At 58.2% G+C, this 25704-nt stretch carries 24 protein-coding genes; 16 read left to right on the plus strand and 8 right to left on the minus strand.

What is annotated here, in order from left to right:
- Positions 1-16: 16 nt before the first annotated feature.
- From ACU6HM_RS14320 to ACU6HM_RS14355, 8 genes are read left to right on the plus strand one after another with little or no spacing between them, the layout of a single operon-like run.
- Positions 17-862 (plus strand): branched-chain amino acid ABC transporter permease, encoded by an 846-nt coding sequence (locus ACU6HM_RS14320; RefSeq protein ID WP_021447158.1) that lies wholly within the window; start codon positions 17-19, stop codon positions 860-862.
- On the plus strand, positions 859-1839 hold the full coding sequence (locus ACU6HM_RS14325; RefSeq protein ID WP_021447157.1) for a branched-chain amino acid ABC transporter permease: 981 nt from the start codon (positions 859-861) through the stop codon (positions 1837-1839). The genes ACU6HM_RS14320 and ACU6HM_RS14325 overlap by 4 nt, the downstream gene beginning before the upstream one ends.
- A complete protein-coding gene (locus ACU6HM_RS14330) occupies positions 1836-3443 on the plus strand; it encodes an ATP-binding cassette domain-containing protein (protein WP_446763971.1) in 1608 nt (535 codons plus the stop codon). Before ACU6HM_RS14325 ends, ACU6HM_RS14330 begins: the two co-directional genes overlap by 4 nt.
- Entirely contained in the window at positions 3436-4953 is a 1518-nt protein-coding gene (locus ACU6HM_RS14335) for a class I adenylate-forming enzyme family protein (protein ID WP_446763972.1), read from the plus strand. Before ACU6HM_RS14330 ends, ACU6HM_RS14335 begins: the two co-directional genes overlap by 8 nt.
- Positions 4953-5324: a hypothetical protein gene (locus ACU6HM_RS14340; protein ID WP_021447155.1), complete on the plus strand. Its 372-nt coding sequence runs from the start codon at positions 4953-4955 to the stop codon at positions 5322-5324. The genes ACU6HM_RS14335 and ACU6HM_RS14340 overlap by 1 nt, the downstream gene beginning before the upstream one ends.
- Before the next feature lie 2 nt (positions 5325-5326).
- Positions 5327-6127 carry an alpha/beta fold hydrolase gene (locus ACU6HM_RS14345; protein WP_115634699.1) on the plus strand — a complete coding sequence of 267 codons (801 nt, stop codon included), beginning with the start codon at positions 5327-5329 and terminating at the stop codon, positions 6125-6127.
- Positions 6128-6139: 12 nt separating this feature from the next.
- Positions 6140-6907 (plus strand): GntR family transcriptional regulator, encoded by a 768-nt coding sequence (locus ACU6HM_RS14350; protein WP_446763973.1) that lies wholly within the window; start codon positions 6140-6142, stop codon positions 6905-6907.
- 27 nt (positions 6908-6934) lie between these two features.
- Positions 6935-7723: an enoyl-CoA hydratase/isomerase family protein gene (locus ACU6HM_RS14355; RefSeq protein WP_021447154.1), complete on the plus strand. Its 789-nt coding sequence runs from the start codon at positions 6935-6937 to the stop codon at positions 7721-7723.
- Positions 7724-8112: 389 nt separating this feature from the next.
- On the opposite strand, the gene ACU6HM_RS14360 is transcribed toward ACU6HM_RS14355, so the two are convergent.
- The 3 genes from ACU6HM_RS14360 to ACU6HM_RS14370 are packed head-to-tail and all read right to left on the minus strand — an operon-like array spanning position 8113 to position 10632.
- Positions 8113-8868, minus strand: coding sequence for an arylmalonate decarboxylase (locus ACU6HM_RS14360; protein WP_446763974.1), 756 nt, complete (start codon positions 8866-8868; stop codon positions 8113-8115).
- 17 nt (positions 8869-8885) lie between these two features.
- Positions 8886-9854 carry a Bug family tripartite tricarboxylate transporter substrate binding protein gene (locus tag ACU6HM_RS14365; protein ID WP_446763975.1) on the minus strand — a complete coding sequence of 323 codons (969 nt, stop codon included), beginning with the start codon at positions 9852-9854 and terminating at the stop codon, positions 8886-8888.
- Between the two features lie 49 nt (positions 9855-9903).
- Entirely contained in the window at positions 9904-10632 is a 729-nt protein-coding gene (locus ACU6HM_RS14370) for a GntR family transcriptional regulator (protein ID WP_009461474.1), read from the minus strand.
- A 209-nt stretch (positions 10633-10841) separates the two neighbouring features.
- On the opposite strand from ACU6HM_RS14370, the gene ACU6HM_RS14375 reads away from it, so the two are divergent.
- Positions 10842-11768 carry a DMT family transporter gene (locus ACU6HM_RS14375; RefSeq protein WP_257723313.1) on the plus strand — a complete coding sequence of 309 codons (927 nt, stop codon included), beginning with the start codon at positions 10842-10844 and terminating at the stop codon, positions 11766-11768.
- Positions 11769-11796: 28 nt separating this feature from the next.
- Here ACU6HM_RS14375 and ACU6HM_RS14380 read toward each other — a convergent pair whose 3' ends face one another.
- Positions 11797-12678, minus strand: a complete 882-nt coding sequence (locus ACU6HM_RS14380) for a LysR family transcriptional regulator (RefSeq protein ID WP_009461478.1) — start codon at positions 12676-12678, stop codon at positions 11797-11799.
- Between the two features lie 120 nt (positions 12679-12798).
- On the opposite strand from ACU6HM_RS14380, the gene ACU6HM_RS14385 reads away from it, so the two are divergent.
- From ACU6HM_RS14385 to ACU6HM_RS14410, 6 genes are all read left to right on the plus strand, one after another.
- Positions 12799-13782, plus strand: coding sequence for an ABC transporter substrate-binding protein (locus tag ACU6HM_RS14385; protein ID WP_250756389.1), 984 nt, complete (start codon positions 12799-12801; stop codon positions 13780-13782).
- An 11-nt stretch (positions 13783-13793) separates the two neighbouring features.
- Positions 13794-14858 (plus strand): ABC transporter ATP-binding protein, encoded by a 1065-nt coding sequence (locus tag ACU6HM_RS14390; protein WP_021447151.1) that lies wholly within the window; start codon positions 13794-13796, stop codon positions 14856-14858.
- Positions 14855-16513 carry an ABC transporter permease gene (locus tag ACU6HM_RS14395; RefSeq protein ID WP_446763976.1) on the plus strand — a complete coding sequence of 553 codons (1659 nt, stop codon included), beginning with the start codon at positions 14855-14857 and terminating at the stop codon, positions 16511-16513. The genes ACU6HM_RS14390 and ACU6HM_RS14395 overlap by 4 nt, the downstream gene beginning before the upstream one ends.
- Positions 16510-17736, plus strand: a complete 1227-nt coding sequence (locus ACU6HM_RS14400; protein WP_009461480.1) for a pyridoxal phosphate-dependent aminotransferase — start codon at positions 16510-16512, stop codon at positions 17734-17736. The genes ACU6HM_RS14395 and ACU6HM_RS14400 overlap by 4 nt, the downstream gene beginning before the upstream one ends.
- Before the next feature lie 20 nt (positions 17737-17756).
- Positions 17757-18635: a phosphonopyruvate hydrolase gene (locus tag ACU6HM_RS14405; protein WP_009461482.1), complete on the plus strand. Its 879-nt coding sequence runs from the start codon at positions 17757-17759 to the stop codon at positions 18633-18635.
- A gap of 68 nt (positions 18636-18703) precedes the next feature.
- Positions 18704-19960, plus strand: a complete 1257-nt coding sequence (locus ACU6HM_RS14410) for a CobW family GTP-binding protein (RefSeq protein ID WP_446763977.1) — start codon at positions 18704-18706, stop codon at positions 19958-19960.
- Positions 19961-20174: 214 nt separating this feature from the next.
- Here the strand turns inward: ACU6HM_RS14410 and ACU6HM_RS14415 are convergent, their stop codons facing one another.
- The 3 genes from ACU6HM_RS14415 to ACU6HM_RS14425 all read right to left on the minus strand — a co-directional run bounded on the left by ACU6HM_RS14415 (position 20175) and on the right by ACU6HM_RS14425 (position 23681).
- Positions 20175-21152: a tripartite tricarboxylate transporter substrate binding protein BugD gene (locus tag ACU6HM_RS14415; RefSeq protein ID WP_009463834.1), complete on the minus strand. Its 978-nt coding sequence runs from the start codon at positions 21150-21152 to the stop codon at positions 20175-20177.
- 222 nt (positions 21153-21374) lie between these two features.
- Positions 21375-22895, minus strand: coding sequence for an MFS transporter (locus ACU6HM_RS14420; protein ID WP_021447148.1), 1521 nt, complete (start codon positions 22893-22895; stop codon positions 21375-21377).
- Positions 22896-22979: 84 nt separating this feature from the next.
- Positions 22980-23681 carry a glutathione S-transferase gene (locus tag ACU6HM_RS14425; RefSeq protein ID WP_031232823.1) on the minus strand — a complete coding sequence of 234 codons (702 nt, stop codon included), beginning with the start codon at positions 23679-23681 and terminating at the stop codon, positions 22980-22982.
- A 127-nt stretch (positions 23682-23808) separates the two neighbouring features.
- On the opposite strand from ACU6HM_RS14425, the gene ACU6HM_RS14430 reads away from it, so the two are divergent.
- On the plus strand, positions 23809-24810 hold the full coding sequence (locus ACU6HM_RS14430; protein ID WP_115634711.1) for a 5'-nucleotidase: 1002 nt from the start codon (positions 23809-23811) through the stop codon (positions 24808-24810).
- Positions 24811-24845: 35 nt separating this feature from the next.
- Here the strand turns inward: ACU6HM_RS14430 and ACU6HM_RS14435 are convergent, their stop codons facing one another.
- The gene (locus ACU6HM_RS14435) at positions 24846-25586 is read right to left on the minus strand and encodes an IclR family transcriptional regulator (protein WP_031232822.1); all 741 of its coding nucleotides are present in this window, start codon (positions 25584-25586) and stop codon (positions 24846-24848) included.
- Positions 25587-25704: the final 118 nt, after the last annotated feature.

Consider the following 25704-nt stretch of genomic DNA (forward strand, 5'->3'; position numbering starts at 1 on the left):
AATTATGCAGATCGCAATGCAAATCGCCATCATCGCCCTGATGTCCACGTTCGTGTACGCCCTGGTTGCCCTGGGTTTCACGCTGGTGTTTGGCATCTTGCGGGTGGTGAACTTCGCTCACGGCGAGTTCTACATGCTGGGCGCTTACGCCATGTATGTGTTTTATGGTCAGTTTGGCTGGCCCTACCTGCCCTCTATCGCGGCCGCTGCCGTGCTGGTGGGATTTCTGGGCTTACTGGCTGAACGCGGCCTGTTCCGTCGCTTTGTGGGCGACGAGATGGGCGGCATGATCATGTCCCTGGCTTTGGCGATTACCTTGCAGGCGGGGATCTCGCTGCTGTTCTCGGTGGACGAGCAATCGGTACGCCGTCCGGTGGAAGGTGCATGGCAAATTGGCCAAGCCTTTTTCGCCAAGGATCAATTGCTGATCGTAGGCATGAGTGTGCTGGCGCTGGCCGCCTTCTATTTTCTGATCGAGCGCACCCGTATCGGCATGACGATACGTGCGGTGGCGCAGGATCGGGAAGTGGCACGTCTGCAAGGCGTCAGTTCCTGGAAGATCATGGCCTTCACCTTTGCCTTGAGCTGCGGCCTGGCCGGCTTGTCGGGTGCCCTGATGGCGCCGGTTTACACCGTGCACCCCTATATGGGCGAAGCCGTGGTGGTGAAAGCCTTCATTATTGTGGTTCTGGGTGGTCTGGGCAGCTTGCCCGGTGCGGTGGTTGCCGCCCTGATTCTGAGTGTTACCGAGGCCGTGGCGTCCACCTTCTATAACGCGACCGTGGCCACCATGCTGTCCTTCCTGATCGTGATGGCCGTGTTGCTGGTCAAACCCAGCGGTTTGATGGGGAAATCGTCATGAGCGCGATCAAAACTGCTTCTTTCTATCCGCGTGATGGCGCCCTGCAATGGGTCTGGCATGCCGTCGTGGTCGCGGTGCTGCTGGGCTGGCCCGTGTGGGCCGGACAGCCTCGCTTTGCCCTGCATCTGGCCATCATGGTGTCGCTGTACGCCTGCCTGGCCATGAGCATGAATCTGGTTTTGCGCATCGGCCAGCTCTCGCTGGCGCATGGCGCCTTGTTCGGGCTGGGGGCGTATGCCTCGGCCATTTTGAGTCGAGATTATGGCTGGTCCTTTCCAGCCGCATTTTTGGGCGCCGGAGTGCTGACGGCAGCATTAGCTGTGATCACCGGCCCTATTTTTATGCGTATCAAGGGTGTGCATTTCGCACTCTTGACCTTCGCCCTTGGCGAAGCCGTGGTGCTGTGCTTTATCGAGTTCCACGAACTGTTTGGCGGCAATAACGGCTTTGGCCAGATTCCGGCCCTGCAAGCCAGTTTGCCGATTCCTGAAGGGCGTTACGGCGTTTATCTGGTGACGGTCAGCTTTGCCTTGGTGGTGTATTTCGTGCTGCGGGCCTTGTACCGCCGCGAATGGGGCATGGTGGCGGACTCTTTGCATCAGAACGAGCAGTTGGTGCGCTCCGGTGGTTTGAATGTGCTGCGCTTTCGGGTCAGTGTGTTTGTCCTTAGCGCCCTGATTGCCGGCTGGACAGGCAGCTTGTATGCCCACTACCAAGGCTATATCTCGCCTGATTCCTTCGGTTTCTGGACAGCGGTGAATGCCGTCATCATGAATGTGCTGGGTGGTGTGGGTGCCCTGGCTGGTGCCGTGGTGGGGGCCGCAATCCTGATCCCCCTGCCCGAGTTGCTGCGCGACTTGCAGCAGTATCAGCGCCTGATCTATGGCCTGACTTTGATTTTGCTGCTCTTGTTCATGCCGCAAGGTTTGGCGGGTCTGTGGCGTAAGTGGCGCGGCGCGCGCAAGGAGGCAGCATGAGCGTGCAATTGAATGTTCAGGGTCTTAGCCGACATTTTGGTGGGATCCGCGCGGTGGACGAGGTGTCCTTCAGCACGGCTCCCGGTCAGATTACCGGCGTGATCGGCCCCAACGGCGCCGGTAAAACCACGCTGTTCAATCTGATTGCCGGTACGACCAAGCCCAGCGCGGGTGCTGTCACCATGGATGGTGCCGCGATTACGGGTCGCCCGGCCGCGTCCTTGGCGCGCCAGGGTCTGGTGCGTACCTTCCAGATGACGCATGTATTTGCAGGCCACACGGTATTTGAAAACCTGTATCGCGCGGCTCTGTTCCGTCAGTTTCCTTCGCCCTGGTCGCTGTTCAACCCTTGGGGTGTGCGTCGTGGCCGCGAAGAGGCCGCGCGACAGGCAGAACAAGCCTTGGCCTTGATTGGCCTGGAGTCTGTAGCGGATGAGCAGGCCGATTCGCTGGCCTATGGCTTACAGAAGATTTTGGGTGTGGGTATGGCCCTGACAGCCATGCCCCGCCTTCTTTTAATGGATGAGCCCGCTGCTGGCCTGAACCCGGTGGAAACCGTGGCTATGGCCGACCTGATTGAACGCATCCACGCCAGTGGCATTGATGTGGTGGTGGTCGAGCACGATATGGGCCTGGTGATGCGCCTGTGCCAAAAGCTGGTGGTGCTGGTTAACGGTCGTTTGCTGGCCGAAGGCCCGACCGCACAAGTGCGTCAGGACCCGCGGGTGATTGAAGCCTATCTGGGTGCGGATCTGGATAAGGAACCTGGTCTGGAGCCAGCCGTGGAAGCCCGCGCAGCGCAAAACGGGAAGGGACACTCGGCTTCGGTCTCTACGACTGGTCAGGGAGCTGCCAAGGTCAGCAAGCCTGCGCCCATGCTGGAAATCAAGGACTTGAGCGTGTCCTATGGCGCAGTACGGGCCTTGGACAAGGTCAGTTTTGCGGTGGAAGAAGCCAGTGTGTGCGCCGTGATCGGAGCCAATGGAGCGGGTAAATCGACCCTGATGAAATCTATTAGCGGTCTGGTGCCGGTTGCTGGGGGAGAAATCCTGCTGGAAGGCCAGCCTATCCAGAACTTGAGCGCAGAACGCCGTGTGAATCTGGGTATTGCCCTGTCGCCTGAAGGTCGTCGCCTGTTCCCGGAACTGACGGTACGCGAGAACCTCTTGATGGGGGCCTATCTGCGTCGCGATCAGGTCGACATTACGGTGGATCTGGAGCGTATTTATGGCTACTTTCCGCGCCTGTTGGAGCGCGAGCAAAGCCAGGGGCGTCATCTCTCGGGCGGCGAGCAGCAAATGTGCGCGATTGGCCGTGCCTTGATGTCCCGGCCCCGCCTGCTCTTGCTGGATGAACCCTCCCTGGGTCTGGCCCCGGCGGTCACTTTGGAAGTGGCGCGCGCAATTCGCCAGATCAGCCAGGACGGCACCACGATTGTGCTGGTGGAGCAGAACGCTCGCCTGGCGCTGAAGTTGTCGAATCACGCCGTTGTGCTGGAAACCGGGCGTTTAAGCCTGGCGGGCGACAGCAAAGACATCATGAATAACCCACAAATTGCAGCAGCCTATCTGGGCCACGCCGCAGAGGCTTCGCATCATGCCTAATATTTACCAGGTCGCCATGTTCAATGCCGAGCGCTACCCCGACAAGGTAGCGGTTTCGGACGAGCGCCAGGCCTTGTCCTTTGGCCAGTTCTGCGCTCGTGCGCGCGCCTTGTCGGCTTATTTGAAAGGTTTGGGCGTACAGCCGGGGGATCGGGTGGCCATCATGACGCCCAATTCCATCGACTATCTGGCCTTGCTGCATGCCACAGCCGTAGGCGGTTTTGCTTTGGTGCCAGTGAACACCCGTTACGGTGCTGCTGAATTGCGCTACTTGCTGGACGATGCCCAGCCTACCGTGTGTATTGTGGACCCGGCCTACCGTCCTTTGCGCGAGCAGATCGAGTCCGAAGGTGGTTTGAACAGTGCTGTGCAGTGGCTGGAGCATTTGCCTGAGTCCTTGCCCGATCACCGTGCGGATGATCCGGTGCAGCACCGCTTTGGCCGTGTGGGGGATGAAGATGTAGCCATTATCATGTACACCTCGGGTACGACCTCGGCCCCCAAGGGAGCCATGCTGACACACGGCAATCTGTCGGCCAATGCGGTGAACTACATCATGGAGCTGGGCATTGATGCCAACAGCCGCTCCTTGCTGGCGACACCCTTGTTTCACATTGGCGGCTTCGGGGTGGTGAATGGCCCCATTCTGTATGCCGGTGGCAGCTTGCACGTGGTGCCACGCTTTGAGGCCGATGCCGTCATGGACGCGCTGCGTCTGTACCAGCCTACGCATGTGTTCCTGTTGTCGGCTATGTGGGTAGGCTTGACCGATCACCCTGAGTTTAAAGAGCTGTCCCTGCCCGGTGCCCAGTTTGTGCAAACTGCGGCTGCGCCTTTGGGCCAGTGGCGTCAGGACTTGATCCGAACCGTGTTTCCCAATGCTGAATTCAGCTGGGGCTTTGGCATGACGGAAAGCTGTGTCACCACCATCAAGAATCGCTACACGCAGGAGATTCTGGAGCATCCCGGTTCCATCGGTTACCTGTGGCGGCATGTGCAGTATCGACTGGTTGATGCCGACGGCAAGGTGCTGCACGATCAGCGCGGGCCGGGCGAAATGCAGGTGCGTGGCCCGACTGTGTTCAAAGGCTATTGGCGGCAGCCCGAGCTGACCGCCCAGGTGTTGGATGCCGATGGCTGGCTGCACACGGGCGATTTGATTCGGGTGGACGATGAAGGCTTTGCCTATTTCATGGGCCGCAGCAAAGATATGATCAAGACAGGTGGCGAGAACGTGGCCGCGCTGGAAGTGGAAAACTGTCTGGCCAGCCACACCGATGTGCGCGAGGCCGCCGCCTTTGGCCTGCCCCACGAGTATTGGGGCGAAGAGCTGGTTGCCGCGATTGTGCCCGCTAATGGCCGTGAGCCGGATGTGGAAGTCTTGCGCGAGTTTTGTCGGGAAAAACTGTCCGGCTTTAAAGTACCCAAACGCATCTTTATTGTGGATTCCCTGCCCCAGTCCTCGTCGGGCAAAGTGCAGAAGTTCCTTCTTCGACAAAGGTATGTCTGATGCTGACTTCTTTATCTCTGTTTGACCCTGCCGTGCTGGCTGCCTGGGCCAAGCGCGCCCGCGCCGATGATTTTGTACGGCAGCACAGTGTGCTGGCCGATGTTTGCGTGGCGCTGCGCAATACCGACACCGGCGAGCATAGTTGGCTGGCCGTGTCAGAACAGGATGTGCAGGCGGGCACAGGCCCGCGTGAGGTGCCGTTCTGGCTGGAAGGCGATAGTGCTGCCTTTGCGGATCTGGCCCAGGGCTTTCCATTTAACCGCTTGGTGCGTCAGCACCGTCTGGTTGTGGGAGGCGATTTGCGCGCCTGCGTGCAGAACTGGATGTTGTTGTACGCCCTGACCCGCCTGACGGGCGAGCTGGAGGTCTGAGCATGCCTTATGTGACAACCGCGGATGGTATCCGCGCCTATTACGATCTGGCTGGTTCCGGTCCGGCCTTGGTGATGGTGCACGGCGCCAGTCAGGACAGTCTGTCCTGGCAATATGTGCTGGACCACTTTGCGCCCTTTTACACGGTGTATGCGCTGGATTTACCCGGTCACGGCAAGAGCGGCATGCCATTGGGTGGCCCTCATACTGTCACCCCGCAAAATGCTCAGTATTTGCTGCAGTTTCTGGATGCGGCAGGTATCCAGAATCCGGTCTTGATGGGACACTCCATGGGCGGGGGTGTTGTCGCCCAGGCCGCTGCCATGGCGCCCGAGCGTATTCGTGGCCTGGTGCTGGTCGATGGCGCTTCGGTGAACGTAGTGAAATCCTCCGGCTATAACCCGCGCATTCTGGAGATGGCGCGTATCAATCCGGGCGACTGGTTTGAAGTGACCTTTCGCACCTTGATGGGCACCCTGTCCGACCCGGCCCGTGCGCTGGAAGTGGTGACGGATGCCCGTCGTTGCATTCCGGCGGTGGCCTTTGCGGATATCTGCGCTTTTGGTGGTTTTCGCATGGAACAGATTCTGGACGATATCCGCTGCCCGGTGGTGATCGTGGAAGGCAGCGAGGACTGGTCCGTGCCGCCAGAGTCCGCCAGAGAGGTCGAACGCTTGCTGCGAGAAGGCAAAGTTCCGGTGGAATATATAGAATGGCCGGGCATCGGGCATTTTCCCCAAAGTGAATGTCCTGAGCAGTTCACCCGCGACACCCTGGCTGCGATGCGCCGCCTGTCTCTTTAAGCTGAAAACCGTATGGCAAACACCGAATCCCAGTCCAGCGCCAAGCCAACCCTGTATCAGAACATGAGCGATCGCTTGTTGGAGCTGATCCGTTCGGGCTATTACCCCGTCGGCTCCAAGCTGCCCACCGAGATGGAGCTTTGCGAGATGTACGGGGTCGGTCGGCACACGGCGCGTGAAGCCATACGCAAGCTGACCGATCTGGGTTTGATCGAGCGGCGTCGCCGTGCCGGTACCACCGTGATACGCCAGCATCCCAAGCCGCAATTTGGCCTGGCGCTGGACACCACGGACCAGTTGCAGCGCTATCTGGAATTTACCGATTTGCACGTGCATAAAAAGGCGGTTTGTGTGGATAAGCAGCCGCCTGAAACCGCGCTGGACGGTGAGCCGGCAGATTGGGTGAAGGTGGAAACCTACCGTAGTGTGCCGGGCAGCAAGCGCGGCATTTCCTGGACAGATATTTATCTGCGCAAGGAATACCAGGCGGTGGCTGACCTGATTTCCACCCAGCCCGGTGGTGTGTATCCGCTGTTGGAGGAGCACTGTGGCGAAGTGGTGGAAACCATCGAGATGGAAATCTCCGCCTCGCGCTTTCCCCCGCATGTTGCCCGCTTTCTGGGCTACGAGGACTCCGACCCGGCGCTGCTGATTATTCGTACCTTCCGCAATCTGGCGGGCAAGGTCATGGAAGTGGCGGTCAGCTTTTACCCACCTTATGAATTCCGCTACGTCACGCGCCTGTCGCGCAGTGATGGGAGCCACCGCTCGCAGAGCTGATTTTTCCGAACCTTTGGGGAGACATTCATGAAACGCAAATATGGCCGCAGTGTGACGGTCAAGGTGACGGGCGACCATGCGCTGGTGCGCTTTGATCGCGGCGTGAACCGCAATGCTATTGATCAGGACACCTTGCTGGCCTTGACGCAGGTGGCGCAGGATCTGGCCTTGTCGCTGGAGATTCACACCGTGGTGCTGACCGGGGCCAAGGATATTTTCTCGGCCGGGATTGATCTGAAAGACCCGCAAAAGTGGAACGACGAGCAGGCAGGCTTGCTGGAACGCCGTGATGTGGCCCAGCGTGGTGCACGCTTGTGTCGCCTGTGGGAGGAACTGCCTCAGTTGACGATTGCCGCCATTGAAGGCGCCGCCGTCGGTGGTTCGGTTGCTCTGGCGCTGGCGTGTGATTGGCGTGTGGCATCGCAGTCATCCTTTTTGTATCTACCTGAAGCCAAGGTGGGCCTGAACATGGGCTGGGGCGCCATTCCACGCATGGTGAACATGCTGGGTGCCGCTCGCACCAAACGTGCCATCTTGCTGGCCGAACGCTTCGGTGCTGAACAGGCGCTGGACTGGGGCCTGCTGGATGAGGTCTGCGAGCCTGGTCAGGCCGTGGCGGTGGCACAGTCTTTGGCCAAGCGGGCTTCGGAGTCGCCTGCGGCGATTATCCGCATGACCAAGGAGTCGGTGAATCAGGTCGCCAATGCCATGAACCGTCTGGGCATTTATATGGATGCCGATCAGGCGCTGGTGTGTCGCGACAGTGTAGAAGGAGCCCAGGCGCGTGCGGGTTTTTTGTCCGCTGGTCGAGCCTAGATAAAACGGCTCTGCTTGGGGGCGGTCAGCGGACCGGCGACCAGGGCGGGAGAAGGTATTTTGTCGGACCGCGCTTGAGTGCGCTGCGGGCGCATCGCTTTTGATGTTGCAGAGGTCTGAACAATAAGTCCCACACCCAGCTTGGCTTGCAACCCAGAAGTTGGAGACTGCTCCAACCTTTGGGGGGGCATGACTACGTATGATGAGCAACATAAGCTGGACGTGGCCCAGCCCGAGCCTTGGTGAGACAGCCCTTTGCCTTGTTTTGATGCCAAACAGGTCACGACGGCCTGTGGGGCGGCACAATCTGCGTGGCGTTACTGTGCGCAAATAGTGTGTTACGTGCCCCTATCCGCGTTTGCGGACAAGGGGCTATCTACATCGAGGTATCAGGCGGTTTGACGCTCTTGTGCCAGTCGTCCCATCCCTTGCGGAAATAAATCCAGGCCAGCTGTCGCCACCAGATCCCAGAAGCCAGCAGGCGAGCTGGACACGACAGTGACGCCCAGTTTGTCCTCGACCTGACGTACGGCTTCCAGCGATACCAGGCCTCCGCAAGACAGCAGCAAACCTTGTGCCTGACCGGGGGCCTGCTCTTGGGCGATGTCCCACGTCTTCAGACACAGGTCTACCAGCTCCTGCGTGCGGATTTTCGACATGGCCGTGACGTCGTTAACGCCTAGTCCATAAGCGCAGACGGCCTGGATCTGGTTCTGGCCCAGAAATCGGACCAGGCGCTGGTTTACGTCATCAATATAGGACGAGGCCACCGCTACCCGTTCGATGCCGCTGACACGCAGACCGCGCAAGATGGCATGGCTCATGGTGGAGCATGGCAAGCCGGTGGATTCATGCAGGCGGGCCACCAGTTCTTCGTTAAAGTCCGAGCCACGGTAAAAGCTCAGCGATGTTCCCATCAAGGACACGGCCTGGGCGCCACGGGCAGCCAGTTTCTGGGCTGCTTCCACCACCTGGTCAATAACCTGGTCATAGCCTTCCTTGTCCACCGAACTGAGCGCCAGACCTTGGGCGATGAAATCGATTTCCGGGTACATTTCCGGACCTTCCGGAGGCACCAGACCGGCGGCTGGCGGCACGATCAGGCCAAGTACGGGGCGCTGGGCGCCAGAGTTGTCAGTCGTCATAACAGTAGCTGCTTGTTTCATTGTTTAAAGTCGAGTTGGGCGGTCTTGATGACATTGGCCCAGCGTTCTGTTTCTTCACCCAGCCATTTTTCGGTGGCCTGGGCATCTTGATAACCGGCTACCGAACCTTGGGCCAGAAAGGCATCCTGTACTTGCTTTTGCTGCATGCTGTTTTCCAATGCCTTGCTGACGGTGGCGATCAAGGCCGGGTCCACGTTTTGTGGGGCCAGCATGAACAGCGACGGTGTCACGCTATAGCCAGGAATGGTTTCCGCGACGCTGGGCAGATCGGGCATGCCGGGGAAGCGGCGTTCGGACAAGGTGGCCAGCAGACGAATGCGGCCGGAGTTGGCCAGGCCAATCGAGGAAGCCAGGCTGGCAAAGGACATGGATACTTCACCGGATGCCAGAGCCTGACTGGCGGGGGCGCCACCGCGGTAAGGAACGTGCACCAGTTCGGTTTTGGTCTGCAAGGCGAACAGTTCACCACCCAGATGGTGCACCGAGCCTACGCCCACCGAGGCGAAGGTTTCTGTTTGAGGAGGTGCCTTGCGAATGGCTTCGATCAACTCGGCCACGGTTTTGACAGGGCTGTCACCCGGAACGGCCAGCGCCAGATCAGACTGGCCCACCATGCCGATAGGGGCGAAGTCACGCTGCAAGTCGTAGCGCAGCGCCGGGTAAATATAGGGGGCGACCAGCAAGGAGGTATCGGCAAACAGCAGCGTGTTGCCATCGGCCTGGGATTTGGATACGTAGTCGGCAGAAATGGTGCCGCCTGCGCCGGATTTGTTTTCCACAATCACGGTGCGGTCCAGCTCCTTGCTTAGCGCCTGAGCGGTGACGCGGGCCAGGGTGTCGACCCCGCCGCCGGGGGCAAAACCCACGACCAGGCGAATGGGTTCGGCAGCGTGTAAAGCGGCCACAGGGCTTAATGTCAGGGCGAGCGCAGCCAGCGCACGCCGTGTGAAACGGCTTGCAAACATGAGAAAGTCTCCTCGGTATGAGTGGTAGTTTTTTTAGCTAATTATTAATTCAGTGCCGCATATAAAACCCGGCTAAAGGGTTGAGCTGGGCGTTTAGCCAGCTATAGCGCTCGCGCTTGTCGAACTCCCATTTCTCGGGATGGGCTTGGGCGACACGACGCAGGGATTCGGCCCCGGACAGCACATGGCTGGCCGCTGCCTGCATGGCGCTGGGGCCGTCACGTTGGGCCAGGGCCTGGGTCAGTGCCTGATGTTCATGCCAGGACTGCTCCATGCGGTTTTCCTGATCCAGATGGCGGTGGCGGTAAGGGTTGGTCAGACGGCGCAGATGTTCAATTTGCTGCACCATGAAGGTATTGCCGGCAATGCTGTGAATCAGGGCGTGCAATTCGGCGTTGTACGTGGCGTAGTCAGCCAGGCTTTTGTCCTGCAGGGCCTTGGCACCGCGCTTTTGCAAACGCTCCAGTTCGCGAATCTGGGCATTGCTGATGCGGTAGGCCGCCAGTTGCGTACAGGCACCTTCCAGCAAGGCCAGGGTTTCCAGCATTTCTTCCAGTTCTTCAATGGTGTGCTGGGTGACAAAAATCCCGGCGCGCGGGGCGATGCGCACTTGCCCGGTGGCCGCCAGTTGCAGCAAGGCTTCGCGCACCGGGGTGCGTGATACCCGGAAAAACGTGCACAGCAAGGATTCATCAATGGCGCTGCCCGGCGGCAGATCACCGCTGGCAATGCGGTGCTCCAGTTCGATTCGTACCCGGTCGGTATTGCTAAGCGTCATGTCTGTCTCCCAAGCCTTTTCCTGTTTTTTAGGCTTAAATGATTCTAGGGAGGGGTTTTTGATATATCAATTAAGGCTTATCCGAGGGTAAAGAAAGTTTTGCCCCGTTTTGATTCGGGAAAATTTCACGGATAATCATTTTTTGCCCCCCCCCCTCTGCCCCTGTTCGGTCATAGGGGAAAGCACGCTATTTTTCGGATAAAAAAACCATGAGCGAAGAACGGAAACCGCTGGATGCGTTGGCCAGCGGCGCCATGCTGGTCCTGTGCCTGATCTGGAGCTTTCAGCAGATTTTGCTCAAGGCCACGGCCAATGACATGGCGCCTATTTTTCAGATCGGTTTGCGCTCGGGTGTGGCCTGTGTGCTGGTGGCTTTGCTGGTTCTGGTGCGCACGCACAAGCTGGCCTTCACCGAAGGGGCCTGGAAGCCGGGGCTGATGGCCGGTTTGCTGTTTGCGCTGGAGTATTTGCTGCTGGGTGAGAGCCTGCGTTTTACCTCCGCAGCGCACGTGGTGGTGTTTTTATATACCGCGCCCGTGTTTGCGGCTTTGGGCCTGCATATTCTCTTGCCGTCCGAGCGTCTGGCCCGCTTGCAATGGGTAGGGATCGGGCTGGCGGTGGCGGGCATTGCCATTACCTTTCTGGGGCCAGCCAGTATGGATGGGGCCAATCTGGGACGCATGTTGATCGGGGATTTGATGGCCTTGGCCGCCGGAGCCTTGTGGGGCTTTACCACCGTACTGATCCGCAGCACGCGCCTGTCTGCTGTGCCGCCTTCGGAAGCCTTGCTGTATCAGCTATTCAGCGCTTTTGTGATTTTGATGGTGGCCGCTGTCGTGACCGGGCAAACCGATATTAATTGGTCCGGCTTGCTGGGCGCCAGCCTGGTGTTCCAGTCTGTGGTGGTGGCGTTCTTGAGTTTTCTGGTCTGGTTCTGGTTGCTGCGTAATTATCAGGCGTCGCGCCTGGGGGTGTTTTCCTTCGCAACCCCTTTGTTCGGTGTTTTATTCGGCGCTTTCCTGCTGGGCGAGGCCATAGAACCCCGTTTTGTGATGGGCGCTTTACTGGTGTTGATGGGCATTACCCTGGTCAGTGCCTATAGCTGGATCAGTCAACTGCGACGTCGCAGAGCCTGATTGAAGCAGCGAAATGATGCGAACGGTCTCAAGGCGCAATGCGTTGTCGCAAGCTGCTCTTTAACCATCGGCAAAACTGGCGGGCCTCACTTTGCTGTGGTGATTGTGCGTTGACATAGGCCATGTAGCTTGCGCCCGTGGCCACCTGGCCAGGGCCGAATTCTCGCAGGACGCCATCGCGTAGATGATCCATCACCAGTAAACGCGGCACAACCAGAAATCCGGAACCGGCAATGGCCCCGGCAATCGCGAAAAACAGGTGATCGTAGGTGGCGCTCATCAGTAGCCGCGAAGGCTCAATACCCTGATCCAAAGCCCATAAACCCAACATGTCCGGTCGTGAGCGCGCGGTCACCATAGGCCAGTGTTCCCAGGCCTGCCCGCTGTGCTGCTGGATCAAGGCAGGTGCTGCCACGCATACCAGCTCTTCGCGTATGAGCTCCCAGCTTTCGCTGTCGGGCAGGCTCAAGTCACGGCTGATCAACACATCAAACTCTTCATTAGGACGGGGTGGCGACAGATTGGTGATCAGATCAATTTGCATATGGTGCTGGGCGGTGAACTGGCCAAGCATGGGCACCAGCACCGTCATTGAAAAGCTGGGCATGGAGGTGCGGACTCGCAGCCTTTCATGCTGATCCTGTTGATGGGTGATTTGCTGAATGGCCATCTCCAGGGTAGCCATGGCATCTTTGACCGTGTCATACAGCTGCAGGCCGGCTGCCGTCAGCTCAATATAGGGGCCGCGCCGAATGAACAGAGCCTGTTTGCTGACTTTTTCCAAGGTGGCGATATGTCGGCTAACTGCGCTTTGGGTGATCCCCAGGCTTTGGGCCGCTCGGGTGAAATTGCCTTGTCGGCCCACCGCGACAAATACGCGCAAGGGAACCAGAGGAACATTCTCAAGCATGATTAAAACTCATGATAGGGTCACGGTTAGCAGGGGGTGGAAGTAGGGTGTAACAGAACGGTCATCTAAGATAAATACCATGATTTTCATGCAATTTTATTGAAATTACAGGAAATAATCATGCAAAACCGTTTCCCTTATCTATCCGCTTTGCTCATGCTTTCCTGCTTGGGTACGGGGGCTGCCAAGGCGGATGAAGTGGTGTTGTACTCCTCCAATAACATCGATGTGGTGAACACGGTGATCGAGCAGTTCCGTCAGGTTCACCCCGAGATATCGGTGTCCGTGGTGCGGGCTGGTTCCGGTGCCTTGATGCAGCGTATCAAGGCCGAAGCAGAGCAACCCTTGGGCGATTTGTTCTGGTCCGGTGGGTTTTCCACCTTGTCGCAGTATGCCGAGTACCTGGCGCCCTATTCGTCGCCCGAGGCCAGTGCTGTAGGTGCCCAGTATCAGGGAGCTGAGCAACGTTGGTTGGGTACCAATACCCATGTCACGGTGTTGATGCTTAACGAGCGGCAGTTGGGCAAACTCAAGGCGCCTGACAGCTGGGCGGATCTGGCTGATCCGGCCTGGAAGGGCAAGATCGTGATTCCAGATCCGGAGCGCAGCAGCTCTTCTTATGTTGCCTTGTATGGCCTGCAGGATTTGATGGGCCAGGAGGTGTTTGAGAAGGTTGTGCGCAATGCAGTGGTGGTCGGAACCACCTCCGGTGCCTACGAGGGCGTTGCCAATGGCGAGTTCGCGGTTGCGGTAACGATGGAATATGCCGCCTATCAATATGTGGCCGGTGGTCTGGATACGATTGACCTGGTCTACCCCAAAGAGGGCACTTTCCTGTCGCCGGAAGGCATGGCCTTGATCAAGGGCGGGCGTAACCCCGAATCCGCTCGCAATCTGTATGACTTCCTTGCCTCCCGCCCTGCGCAGGAAGAGGTGTTCAAAAGCGCGTTCCGTCGCCCTTTGCGCAGCGATATTGCCGTCAATACGCTGACAAGCTTGCCTGCCATGGATCAGATCCGTGTGCATGCGCTGGATGATGATCGTATGGGTGCGGATCGTGAAGACTTCCTGGCACGTTGGCGTGCACTGGTTTCCCAACGCTAGGCGGGACTGGTATGCAGATACATCTATCAGGTATTGAGCAAAGCTACGGCTCGCAAACTTTGTTTCACGGCTTGGATCTGGACATCCCCAGTGGCTCCTTGTTTACCCTGCTGGGGCCATCGGGTTGTGGCAAGACGACCTTGCTGCGCATGCTGGCCGGGTTTGTGCGCCCTGATCATGGCAAGGTGCTGTTCGGCCAAACAGACATGACGCGAGTGCCTGTGCATAAACGCAATGTGGGCATGGTGTTTCAGGATTACGCGCTGTTTCCGGATCGCAGCGTGCTGGATAACGTCAGCTACGGTTTGCTGGCGCGTGGCCAGTCTCGCTCCCAGGCTCGTGTCCCCGCGTTGGAAATGCTGGCGCGCGTGGGCTTGAAGGACAAGGCAGATGCTTTGCCGTCGGCCTTGTCCGGTGGGCAGCGACAGCGAGTGGCCATGGCACGCGCTTTGGTGATCAAGCCCGATCTGCTCTTGCTGGATGAGCCCTTGTCTGCCCTGGATGCAAAGCTGCGCACCGATCTGCGCGAGATGCTGCGGGACCTGCAGCAGGAAGCCGGCATTACTACCGTGTTTGTGACGCATGATCAGGAAGAAGCGCTGAGCGTGTCTGATTACATTGCCGTCATGGATAGAGGCTGCGTCCGCCAGGTCGGGACGCCCGAGCAGATCTACCGCTGCCCTGACAACAGTTTTGTGGCTGATTTTGTGGGAGGGGCCAATCTGATCGAGCTGCAGGAGGAGCTCGGCCAGGCTGCAGATGGCTGCCGCCGGTTCCGTACGGCGGGGGGCATTGTGCGTATTCAGTCTGTCGGACGTTTTACCGAGCGGACGATGTTGGCCTTGCGGCCTGAAACTCTGAGTGTGGATGCTGTGCGCCCGCTGGGCGAGGGTGACATTGCGGCGCGGATTGAGAGCGTGGATTACCGGGGTCCCAGCACGGCTTATCAATTGCGCACGGAGTTCGGTTTCCTGAGGGCAGTGGTCTGGAATACCGGTGTCAGTCAGAGTTGGGCCCGGGGCGATGCGGTGGTATTGCGCGTTCCCGAATCGGCTCTCTTGGTGGAGCGCACATGATGCTGGGTTCTTTGCGACGCGATCCAGCCTGGCTGATGCTGGCCCTGGGTGCAGTGGCTTTGCTGGGCTACTTTTTGCTATGGCCAGTCCTGTCCATGCTGACCAGCTCCCTGTTCAACAAGGAAGGTCAGTTTGGTTTGCACGGCTACGTGCAGTTTTTCTCCGAGCCTGCTTATCGGGAGAGTTTGTTCAACACCTTGTGGCTGGGTGGGGCCGTAACCGTGTTTAGCCTGGTGCTGGGCGCTGGTTTGGCTCTGGCTGCGGCTCGTTTTTCCTTCCCCTTGGCTACTTGCCTGGGCGTCTTGCCTTTGCTGACCTTGGTCATTCCGGACGTGGTGGTTGCAGCAGCCTGGATTGTGGTGCTGGGTAAACAAGGCGTGCTCAATAGCGTGCTGGCTCCTTTGGGCCTGGAGCTGCCTTCTTTGTATTCGTGGTGGGGTCTGGTGTTTGTGATGACCTTGAACAACTACGTGTACGCCTATGTCGCTGTGCTGGTAGGGTTGAAGTCCATGGACCGCAACCTGGAAGAGGCGGGGCTTAGTCTGGGTAGCTCCCCGGCTCGCACCTTGCGCACGGTGACCTTTCCTTTGATGATGCCGGCTTTATGCGGTGCAGCGGTGCTGGTCTTCATGCACGTTATTGGGGATTTTGGCGTTCCGGCCATTTTGGGAGCCCGTACCCCCGTGCTGGCGGTCAAGACTTATAACGAATTTGTCAGCGAAATGGGCGGTAACCCGCAAATGCAGACCACCATGGCTTCTTTGCTGGTGTTTCTGGGTTTGGCCTTGCTGCTGATTCAAAAGTGGGTTGTAGCCCGACGCACCTACCAGATGGAGTCTGGACGAGCTCCGGAGCGCGTGCCCTTGCGTGCCTGGCAGGCCGCTGTGTGCGCCTCTTTGGTATCGATCCTGATTTTGCTGTCAGTGCTACCCGTGATGGTGGTGATTGTTACCGCATTTACGCCCTCTATTGGACCGGTGCTGAAGTATGGCGGCTTTACCTTGAGCCATATGCAGCAAGCTTTGGTGCAGGCACCCGGGCCTTTGTACAACTCCTTGTTGCTGGGTGCTGCGGCAACCAGCGCCGGTGCTGTGTTTTCCATCGTGGCCGCCTATCTGATCGTAAAGCGTCCTTCCGGTCTGAGTACAGGTCTGGATGTGCTGGTCATGTTGCCCTTGACGATTGCGGGCACCGTATTGGGCATTGCCTTGATCAATGTGTTTAACAGTGGCTGGCTGGTGCTGACCGGCAGTTGGGTCATTATGGCGCTGGCTTACTTTTTACGCCGGGTGCCCACCAGTGTGCGGGCGGCCATGGGGCCTTTGCATAACTTGCGTAGCTCCATCGAAGAGGCTTCCATCAGCCTGGGCGTAGCGCTGATGCCAACCTTTGCGAAGGTCGTTTTGCCGGTGGTATGGCCTGCCGTGATTGCCGCCACGGTGTTGATGTGGATCACGACCCTGTCGGAATTATCCGCCACGGTGGTTCTGTATTTTGGCGGGATGAGCACCCTGCCTATCGAGGTTTTTCAATTGGTGGACAGTGGGCGTTTGGCACAGGCCAGTGCATATAGCCTGGTGCTGTTGATGGCGATATTTTTGCCGTTGCTGCTGACCCGTTTCATTTTCAAAGTAAAAGTAGGATGGACACAATGAGCTCTGTGCAATGTCAGGAAGAGATCGCGCTAGCCCAGCGCGTGTTGGGAGCCAAGGCATCGGCCACCAAAGAGATGACGCGTCTGGCCAATCAAATGCGGCAACAGGGGCAGTCTGTGATTACCCTCAGTCAAGGCGAGCCGGACTTTGCGACCCCCGAGCATGTGCGTCAGGCGGCTAAAGAAGCAATTGATCGTAATGAGTCCCGCTATACCGAGGTCGCTGGCACCCTGGCCCTGCGTGAGGCCGTGGTGCGCAAGTTCGAGCGTGACAATGGCCTGCATTTCAGCCCGGATCAGATCCAGGTGGGTTGCGGGGCCAAGCAAGCCTTGTATAACGCCTTGCAGGCCACCGTGCAGGACGGGGATGAGGTCATCATCCCTACCCCTGCCTGGGTGTCTTACCCTGAAATGGTCTTGTTGGCAGGTGGCCAGCCGGTCATTGTGCGTTGCAGTGCCCAAGCCGGTTTCAAGCTGCAAGCCGACCAGCTTGAACGTGCCATCACCCCCCGTACCAAATGGCTGATGCTCAATTCTCCCTCCAATCCCAGTGGTGCCGTGTATTCACGCCACGAACTGGAAGCGTTGGAGCAAGTGCTGTTGCGCCATCCGCATGTCTGGGTGATGGCTGATGATGTATACGAAAAAATCCGCTATAGCGACGAACCCTTTGCGACGCCTGCCGCCTTGTCCCCGTATATGGCAGCGCGCACATTGACCATCAATGGTGTCTCCAAGGCCTATGCAATGACCGGCTGGCGGGTAGGGTTCGCCGCTGGTCCGCTGCCTTTGATCAAGGCCATGAATCTGGTGCAGTCGCAAGCGACCTCCCATACCAGCTCCATCAGCCAGGCAGCGGCCGTGGCCGCATTGGATGGCCCCATGGATTTTCTGCCCGAGTTTGTGGAAGCGTTCCGCCGTCGCCGTGACAAGGTGGTAGCCGCGCTCAATGCCATGCCGGGCATTGAATGCGATCTTCCCATGGGCGCGTTTTACGTGTTTCCCAGTTGTCAGGGCGTATTGGGTTTGCGAGACCCTTCCGGTCAGTTGATCAGTACCGACAAGGACCTGTGCATGTACTTCCTGCGCAGTGCAGGGGTGGCTGTGGTACCAGGGTCGGCATTTGAACTACCCGGTCACTTCCGGGTGTCTTATGCCTCCAGCGATCAGGAGCTGGAGGAGGCGATGAGCCGCATTGCCCAGGCCATTGCTCGACTGAGCTGATCCCCTTACGGAGAAATAGTGTGAATAGCAAAAAAAATCAGGTGTTGAAAGAAGCCTTCTCCCAAGGGCGTTTGATGACAGCGATGGCCGCACATAACCCGCTGTCTGCTCGGCTGGCGCAGGATGCCGGTTTCGGAGCGATTTGGGGTAGTGGTTTTGAGTTGTCAGCCAGTTATGCCGTGCCCGATGCCAATATTCTTTCGATGGGAACTCACCTGGAGATGATGCGGGCGATTGCCTCAAGCGTGGATATTCCTTTGATTGCCGACATTGATACCGGCTTTGGCAATGCGGTGAATGTCAGTTATATCATCCCGCTGTATGAAGCGGCGGGTGCCAGTGCCATTGTGATGGAGGATAAAACCTTCCCTAAAGACACCAGCTTGCGAGCGGACGGGCGTCAGGAGCTGGTACGGATTGAAGAGTTCCAGGGCAAGATTGAAGCGGCTTGTGCTGCGCGCCATGACCCTGATTTCTTGATTATTGCGCGAGTCGAGGCCCTGATCGCTGGCCTGGGGCAGGAGGAGGCCCTGACGCGGGGGCTGGCTTACGAGCAGGCGGGTGCAGATGCCATTCTGATTCACTCCAAACAAGCTACGCCAGATCAGATTCTGTCTTTTGTTCAGGCCTGGACCGGCAAGGTGCCGTTGGTGCTGGTGCCAACAGCCTACCCTCAACTGACCGAGGCGGACATTGCACAACTGGGCAAAGTGGGCGTGGTGATTTACGGCAATCATGCGATTCGTGCGGCTGTAGGGGCCATGCAAGCGGTGTTTGCCCAAATTCGTCAGGATGGCGGCATTCAGAATGTGGATTCCGGCCTGCCTTCCGTCAAAACCATTATTGGCTTGCAAGGCGATGCCCATATGCGGCAGATCGAGGCTCGGTTTCTGCGCTAGAAGGGACAGTATTGGGCTTCGTATAATGGCTGATGGCCCGACGGCGGGCCATTAGCCGGATGAATACGATGCCCAAATCTGCACAAGGCCCTATCCCGGTCACATTGTTGACCGGTTTTCTGGGCAGCGGGAAAACGACTTTGATCAATCGCGCTTTGCGAGAAGCGCAGATGGCCGACACCCTGGTCATCATCAATGAGTTTGGGCAGACGGCGCTGGACCATCATCTGGTGGCGCATAGCCAGGAAAATGTGATCGAGGCTATGGGTAGTGGTTGCTTGTGCTGCACCATACGGCGCGATCTGGTACAGACCTTGCGCGACATTACCTGGCGTTTTTCGCGGGCAGGCCAGAGACAGTTCCGACGGGTTCTGATTGAAACGACCGGGCTGGCCAATCCTGCCCCTATCTTGCATACCTTGTTAAGCGATCCGCAACTGACCGGGAAGTACAGCCTGGCGGGTGTGGTGACGGTGGTGGATCTGGAGCATGGGCTGGAAACGCTGGCGCGCCATGCCGAAGCGCGACGGCAGGTGGCCGTGGCAGACCTGCTGCTGTTCAGCAAGCGCGACCGGGTGGATGCAGGGGCGGAAACGGCGCTGCGTGAATACGTGTGCGGTTTGAATCCTTTGGCGCAGCAGCAGATTTTGTCGGCCGCGCAGCCCGTTGCGCCCAGTTTGTTGGGCTTGGGCGAGCAAGCCGGACAAGGTCGGGCCTGGAGCTTGGAAGCGTTCGAGGCATTGGGGCAAGATACTGGCGATCACGATCACGATCACGATCACGATCACGATCACGATCACGATCACGATCACGATCATGTGCATAGCCATAGCCATAGCCATAGCCATAGCCACGGCACGTGTACCCTGGCTGGCAGCGGCAGCGGCAACGGCAACGGCAACGGCAACGGCAACGGCAACAGTCAGCCCAGCAGTCTTGAGTCTGCTCACTTGCATGGAGCAAGCTCCAACGAGTCCGCGGTCGGCCTGCCTGATGTTTCCCGCCATGGAGATTCCATCTACTCGTCAAGCGCCCTGTTCCCCCAAGCTCTGCCCGCCGACAAACTGCAATCCTGGTTGTCGGATCTGTGCCAGTGGGCAGGCCCTCGCCTATTGCGCCTTAAAGCTGTTCTGCCCGTCCAGGGCATGGACCAGCCGCAGGTGATTCATGCCGTGCAACATCAGTCCTATCCTTGGCAGGCCGTGCCGCAGTGGCCCTGGCCGGATCAACAAGGGCGCATGGTAGTGATCACACAGGATCTGGATTTCCAGGAGCTTTGGGCGCGGTTGCAGGCTTTGGATACGGCGGTTCGAAAGACGGATTGATACTCGCAGAGTCCGAGCCTGTCTTGGCCGGATTTTCTCTAGTCGTTGACTTCGAGCCTTTTTTGATCGGATTTTCCTGAGTCGCCGGGAGCTTGCTGGAGCATTGTCTCCTGGTTATCCGAACCGGCTTTCCACCGCTGCGGCAGACAGCACCCCAAAGCCGAAAAAAAGGACGCCTAAGCGTCCTTTTCAAAAGCCTTTGGGCTAACAGAGTTTATTGGGGCTCTACGCCCACTTTCTTGAACAATGCGGCCCACTGGGGCACTTGTTGCTCCACCTTGGCTTGCAAGGCAGCCGGGTTGGCTTCTTTGTCCATGACCGTTGCGCCCAGGGTGGCCATGCGGCTTTGGAAGTCCTTGTCGGCCATGCCGGCTTGAAGCGCTTTTACCAGGGTATCCACGACAGGCTGGGGTGTATCTTTTGGTGCCCACATGCCGTGCCAGATGCCTACTTCAAAGTCCTTGAAACCAGACTCCTGCATGGTGGGCACGTCCGGGAAGGTCGGGACGCGCTCGCGGCTGGTGACAGCATAGACCTTCACCTTGCCGGATTTGATTTGCTGGGTGGTGTTGGTGGTTTGGTCACACATGATGTCCACCTGCTTGCCCATCAAATCCGCGATGGCCGGGGCGGTGCCTTTGTAGGGCACGGTCAGCAGTTCAATACCCAGTGCCTCGGTGAACATGGTGCCGCACAGGTGGCTGGCCGCGCCAATCCCGGCGTTGGCCAGGGAAACCTTGTCCTGGTTGTCCTTCAGGTACTGCACCAGCTCCTGAATGTTGTTGGGTGGGAAGTCCTCACGGGCAATGATGGTCATGGGAACGTCAACGACCAGACCGATGGGAGACATGCCGTTGATGGCGTCATAACCGGGCTTTTTGTACAGCGAAGGGGCGGTGGAAAAGCCGATGTGCATCAGCAGTATGTTGTAGCCATCCGGCTTGGCGCGGGCGACCTGGGAAGTGCCAATGGAGCCACCTGCCCCGCCTTTGTTTTCCACCACAATGGTTTCACCCAGAACTGGGCGCATGGCTTCGGCCAGAGCGCGTGCCACGTTGTCCGTGGGACCGCCCGCCGCAAAAGGTACCACCATATTGATGGGGTGGTCCGGATAACCGGCTGCCTGTGCGGTAACCGAGCAGGCCAAGGCCGCGCCCAGACTGACAAACAGCTTGTTTAATGCAACAGCCATAATGCCTCCTTGATAAGGATTACTTATTCTTTTGGGAGATACTTGGGTCCGGTCGCTCTGTGTTGCGAAGCGTTGCAGGAGTGGCTTTATTCTACTGAGGGTGGACGTGTTTCTTTTTCAGGTCTAACCCTAGTAAGGGGCGTGAATGGACTAGGGGAATATACGGGGGCTCGCATGGCGAGCAAGCCACAGCCAGAGGTTGTGGCTTGCCAAGGTGCCTGCTCAGGCAGAGGCTGGTTTATGCAGTACCGGCGTCAGATAGGCGATGATGGAAACAGTCAGTGCGGCGGTGGCGATCAGACTGCAGAAGATCATCAGGCCCTGGTCCAGACCCAAATGGTCGGCCAGCCAGCCCAGACCCAGAATAGGCAGGATGGCACCCAGATAGCCGGTGATCAGGTAGGTAGACGTCAGGCCGGCACGCTGATGCGGGGGCGAGACACGCTGCACGATGGACATGCCGCCGTACATGCACAGGCCGTGGCCAAAGGCGGTCAGCAGCACGCACAGGATGAATAACAACGAGGAACTGGCCCACAGATTGATCAGCAAGGCGATACAGGCCAGGGTAAAGGACAGCAGACCCACGATGACGCTGCGCTTGGCGGGCCAGCGGCGGATCAGCAGCTGGAAGCCCGAGGACAGAAACAGAATAATCCCGATGGAAAAGCCGCTGGTGGCCGGGCCGTGCCAAGGCACCATTTGTGCCATGAAGCTGGGGGCCAGAGAGGCGAACAGGCTGAACATGGCAAAGGCGCAACAGGCGGACAAACAGCCAATCAGATAGGGGCGGCGCAGATGGGTGGCGGGCAGTGTCAGGCGCGGCATCCAGGTGCGCCAGTTGGTCTTTTGCGGTACCGGCTGTTTGCTGGCAATAGGCTTGATCTGAAACAGGGCATAGATGGCCAGCACACCCAGGGCCATGGAGGGGATATAGCTGGAGAACAGTGGATTTGGCACCCACTGTGCAATCAGGCCGCCTACGACCGGGCCCAGGCCAAAACCAAAGGCCAGCATCAGTGAGGTGGTAGCGGCAGCACGTTGCACGTCTCCGCCCCGGTTAAATTGCCCCAGACCGATGGAGGCTGAAGTCACAATCATGCTGGAGGCCATCCCGATCATGATGCGGCTGAACACAAAGCTGCCTACATCCCAGGCAAAGGCGGACAGGGTTACGCCGCTGGTCACCAGAATCAGGCCGGTACGCAGCACGGGCATAAAGCCTTTCATGTCGCTCAAGCGGCCCAGAAACAGCAGGCCCGTCAAACCAGCGGCCATATAGGCCACGTACAGTTGGGTAATGTGACTGGCGTTCAGGTCCCAGCGGTCCTGATACAGCGGGTATAGCGGGCTGGCCAGGGCCGTGCCCATCACCCCGATACACATGGCGATACTGATCCACACGTAGGGGTCCCACTTGCTCTTCTTGCACGCCGGGCGCGCAGCCGCAGGCTTGTCAGCAGCCTTTTGCTGGGCTGGATGGTTCAGGTTCTGTTCGACCCGTGCTTTTTGCAGGGTCCGAGCGGGGGCGCTGGCGTGAAAGTCCTTGCAGCTTTGGGAGTCTCGCCAGCTTTCATGCAGCACCCATTGTCCTGGGGGCTGGTCTTTGCGCAATACATCGAAGCGTAAACAGGCGCTGTTGGCCCGGGCTTGTCCAGCCAGCGAGTCTACATAAGCGGCCTGTGCCTGAGGGTCCAGATCGGTGAAATGGTAGTTTGTAGTGCGAAAGTACGTATCGCCCATACGGCGCAATCCTTGACAGCGAAATCATTCGGGACCATCAAGGATACTCTTTCGTGTCTGCACTGACATGGCAATTCGCTGACACTAGGCTGGCTGGCGTAAATCCAGATGTATATCAGCTACACGCACAATTTCGGCTTCGTGGTCCGGGTCGCGCCAGGTGTCCTGACAGGCCATCTGGTGCCAGCGCTGCATGGCAGGCAATTCCAGTATGCGATTCATGTAGTCCTGACAGGTTTCGTCCAGTTTCAGACCATAGGTTTGCAGGCGAAATACCACGGGAGCGTAAAAGGCATCGACGGCGCTAAAGCGCTCTCCGGCCAGGAAAGGGCCGCCAAAACGGCTCAAGCCTTCTTGCCAGATGGTTTGCAGGCGTTCCAGCTCGCCTTGCAGACGCATGTCCTGCTGATGGTGGTGGGCGCGCAGGGCGACGGCAAAGGGGCAGAGATTTCGCAAGGAAGAAAAGTTGGCGTGCATTTCTGCACTGGCGCTGCGCGCCCAGGCGCGGGCAATGGGGTCTATGGGCCAGACGCCGGGATGCTGTTCGGCCAGGTATTCGGCAATAGCCAGACTGTCCCAAATGATCTGCCCATTGGTATGTAGCACAGGTACTTGGCCCGCCGGTGCCATTTCATGGAAAGCCAGGGTGCTGAAGGAGGGGCCAAAATTGAACCAGCGTGCGTCAAAGTCTATGCCCAAGTGGCTCATTAATAACCAGGGGCGCAAGGACCAGGACGAATAATGGGGATTGCCCAGAACAAGGGTATAGCTTTTTGAGGGTTGCATGGCGGCAAGCTTTCACGAAGGTGATGGTGTTTGCACTTTAGTAGGCTTTGTTCTGCTTGGGTAGTACCAGTGCCGGCTGAGCGTTTTGGTATGCTGGTTTTTTTTGCGGATTTGGGGAGCGGTGTGCATGGCGTATGACCTGGAGAAACGGCTGGTGATTGGGCTGGCTTCCAGCGCTTTGTTTGATCTGAGCCAGTCCCATCAGGTCTTTCTGGAGCAAGGTGAGGCGGCGTATCGTGATTACCAGCTGGCGCGCGAGCATGAGCCCCTGAAGCCGGGCGTGGCTTTTTCCTTCATTCGGCGCTTGCTGGCCCTGAATGATCTATCGCCCGACGATCCCTTGGTCGAGGTCGTGCTGCTGTCCCGTAATGATCCCAATACAGGCTTGCGGGTGATGAATTCCATTCGCCATCATGATCTGGACATTACGCGGGCGGTGTTTCTGCAAGGGGGCGACCCCAGCCCTTACATCCAGCCGCTGTCCATCAGCCTGTTCCTGTCGGCCAATCAGGAAGACGTGCATCGGGCGGTGCAGCAAGGCTATCCCGCAGGTCAGGTTCTCAATTCCTCTTACGAGGATGCTTATGACGACCAGCCCATTCGCGTGGCTTTCGACTTTGACGGGGTGATCGCGGACGACGAGTCCGAGCGCGTGTATCAGCAGGAAGGTGGTTTGCCGGCCTTTTTCGAGCATGAAGTGCGTTTGGTGCAAAAACCGCATAATCCCGGCCTGTTACAGGCGTTTTTGCTGAAATTGGCGCACATTCAGGAAGTGGAGCAATTGCGTCAGGAGCAGGATGCCAGCTATGTGCCGCGCCTGCGGATTGCGATTGTGACGGCGCGCAATGCGCCGGCTCACGAACGCGTCATCAATACCATCCGCAGTTGGGGTATCGAAGTGAACGAGGCCTTCTTTCTGGGTGGCATTGAAAAACGTCGGGTGCTGGAGGTTTTGCAGCCCCATATTTTCTTTGATGACCAGACCACCCACCTGATTCCCACCGCGCAGACTTTGCCGTCCGTGCATATTCCGTTTGGGGTGGTGAACCATCCGCCAGTGAAAGTGGTGGTGCCGGAGAAAAAGAAAGGGCGGAAACAGGCCAAGACAAAGCCGCGAACTGATGCTTGATCAGGCGCGGCTTGGTTCCTGGGGGCACCCAGTCCTCAGACTTGGGCCAGGGCGCGGCTAACGGCGCGTGCAGCGGGCTGGATCAGGCTGGCTAGCGCTTCGGGGCTGATCGCCTCAAAGCGTTCCAGCGTACCCAACAAGGTCAGGCTGCCGAAGATACGCTTGGCATCATCAAAAATAGGCGCGGAAATACCGCCTATGCCCGGATTGATCTGCTCTTTGGTGATGCAATAGCCTGCACGGCGCAGTTCCTGCATATGGGCGGAAAATGCCGGCCACTCCCTGCCCAGGCGCTGTACATAATCAATTTCCTGGTTTTTCTCGTACAAGCGGCGCAGATGGCGGGTGGGCAGGTAAGCCGTGACGATACGGGCTGTGGAGCTGCGGAACATATCCATGGTGCGGCCCCGGCCAAACAGCAGCTCGAAACGCTCCGGCCCGGTTTCCTGATGGGTGGTCAATATGCGTTCGCCATATTGCTGGCCGATCAGGACATCCAGTCCGGTCTGCTCGACCAGCGAACGTAGCAAGGGGCGGCAACGGCTGACCAGCGGATCAAATTCGCGGATCAGCAGATCCATTTCTATAAACCGGGGCCCCGGCGCGTAACCTTCGGGACTGCGTATCAGCAGGCCGCTAGTGCATAACTCTTTCAGGTAGCGATAGGTTGTCGCGGGAGGGTAATTCAAGCGAGCGCAGATGGTTTCCACATCCAGAACCGGAGTGTCTGCACCGTACAAGTCCAGAATTTGCAGCATGCGTCTTAGACTATTCATGTGCCCTCGTAGAAGCGGAGTTGTTGGTTCTCTATTCTAACCATGCTGCGGCGTGTCAGTGGAGCGCAACATCGGGCATTGGCCGGGTCTACTGGTTTATACCTAAACCATCAGATTA

The sequence above is a fragment of the Alcaligenes sp. RM2 genome (assembly GCF_052931795.1).

What these genes read in the sequence shown, in the direction of transcription:
- ACU6HM_RS14430 (WP_115634711.1), top strand. Translation starts at nt 23,809, where the DNA reads ATGGCGTATGACCTGGAGAAACGGCTGGTGATTGGGCTGGCTTCCAGC.
- ACU6HM_RS14385 (WP_250756389.1), top strand. Translation starts at nt 12,799, where the DNA reads ATGCAAAACCGTTTCCCTTATCTATCCGCTTTGCTCATGCTTTCCTGC.
- ACU6HM_RS14355 (WP_021447154.1), top strand. Translation starts at nt 6,935, where the DNA reads ATGAAACGCAAATATGGCCGCAGTGTGACGGTCAAGGTGACGGGCGAC.
- ACU6HM_RS14335 (WP_446763972.1), top strand. Translation starts at nt 3,436, where the DNA reads ATGCCTAATATTTACCAGGTCGCCATGTTCAATGCCGAGCGCTACCCC.
- ACU6HM_RS14410 (WP_446763977.1), top strand. Translation starts at nt 18,704, where the DNA reads ATGCCCAAATCTGCACAAGGCCCTATCCCGGTCACATTGTTGACCGGT.
- ACU6HM_RS14375 (WP_257723313.1), top strand. Translation starts at nt 10,842, where the DNA reads ATGAGCGAAGAACGGAAACCGCTGGATGCGTTGGCCAGCGGCGCCATG.
- ACU6HM_RS14380 (WP_009461478.1), bottom strand. Translation starts at nt 12,678, where the DNA reads ATGCTTGAGAATGTTCCTCTGGTTCCCTTGCGCGTATTTGTCGCGGTG.
- ACU6HM_RS14435 (WP_031232822.1), bottom strand. Translation starts at nt 25,586, where the DNA reads ATGAATAGTCTAAGACGCATGCTGCAAATTCTGGACTTGTACGGTGCA.
- ACU6HM_RS14390 (WP_021447151.1), top strand. Translation starts at nt 13,794, where the DNA reads ATGCAGATACATCTATCAGGTATTGAGCAAAGCTACGGCTCGCAAACT.
- ACU6HM_RS14425 (WP_031232823.1), bottom strand. Translation starts at nt 23,681, where the DNA reads ATGCAACCCTCAAAAAGCTATACCCTTGTTCTGGGCAATCCCCATTAT.
- ACU6HM_RS14395 (WP_446763976.1), top strand. Translation starts at nt 14,855, where the DNA reads ATGATGCTGGGTTCTTTGCGACGCGATCCAGCCTGGCTGATGCTGGCC.
- ACU6HM_RS14400 (WP_009461480.1), top strand. Translation starts at nt 16,510, where the DNA reads ATGAGCTCTGTGCAATGTCAGGAAGAGATCGCGCTAGCCCAGCGCGTG.
- ACU6HM_RS14365 (WP_446763975.1), bottom strand. Translation starts at nt 9,854, where the DNA reads ATGTTTGCAAGCCGTTTCACACGGCGTGCGCTGGCTGCGCTCGCCCTG.
- ACU6HM_RS14345 (WP_115634699.1), top strand. Translation starts at nt 5,327, where the DNA reads ATGCCTTATGTGACAACCGCGGATGGTATCCGCGCCTATTACGATCTG.
- ACU6HM_RS14370 (WP_009461474.1), bottom strand. Translation starts at nt 10,632, where the DNA reads ATGACGCTTAGCAATACCGACCGGGTACGAATCGAACTGGAGCACCGC.
- ACU6HM_RS14360 (WP_446763974.1), bottom strand. Translation starts at nt 8,868, where the DNA reads ATGACGACTGACAACTCTGGCGCCCAGCGCCCCGTACTTGGCCTGATC.
- ACU6HM_RS14330 (WP_446763971.1), top strand. Translation starts at nt 1,836, where the DNA reads ATGAGCGTGCAATTGAATGTTCAGGGTCTTAGCCGACATTTTGGTGGG.
- ACU6HM_RS14340 (WP_021447155.1), top strand. Translation starts at nt 4,953, where the DNA reads ATGCTGACTTCTTTATCTCTGTTTGACCCTGCCGTGCTGGCTGCCTGG.
- ACU6HM_RS14320 (WP_021447158.1), top strand. Translation starts at nt 17, where the DNA reads ATGCAAATCGCCATCATCGCCCTGATGTCCACGTTCGTGTACGCCCTG.
- ACU6HM_RS14350 (WP_446763973.1), top strand. Translation starts at nt 6,140, where the DNA reads ATGGCAAACACCGAATCCCAGTCCAGCGCCAAGCCAACCCTGTATCAG.
- ACU6HM_RS14325 (WP_021447157.1), top strand. Translation starts at nt 859, where the DNA reads ATGAGCGCGATCAAAACTGCTTCTTTCTATCCGCGTGATGGCGCCCTG.
- ACU6HM_RS14420 (WP_021447148.1), bottom strand. Translation starts at nt 22,895, where the DNA reads ATGGGCGATACGTACTTTCGCACTACAAACTACCATTTCACCGATCTG.
- ACU6HM_RS14415 (WP_009463834.1), bottom strand. Translation starts at nt 21,152, where the DNA reads ATGGCTGTTGCATTAAACAAGCTGTTTGTCAGTCTGGGCGCGGCCTTG.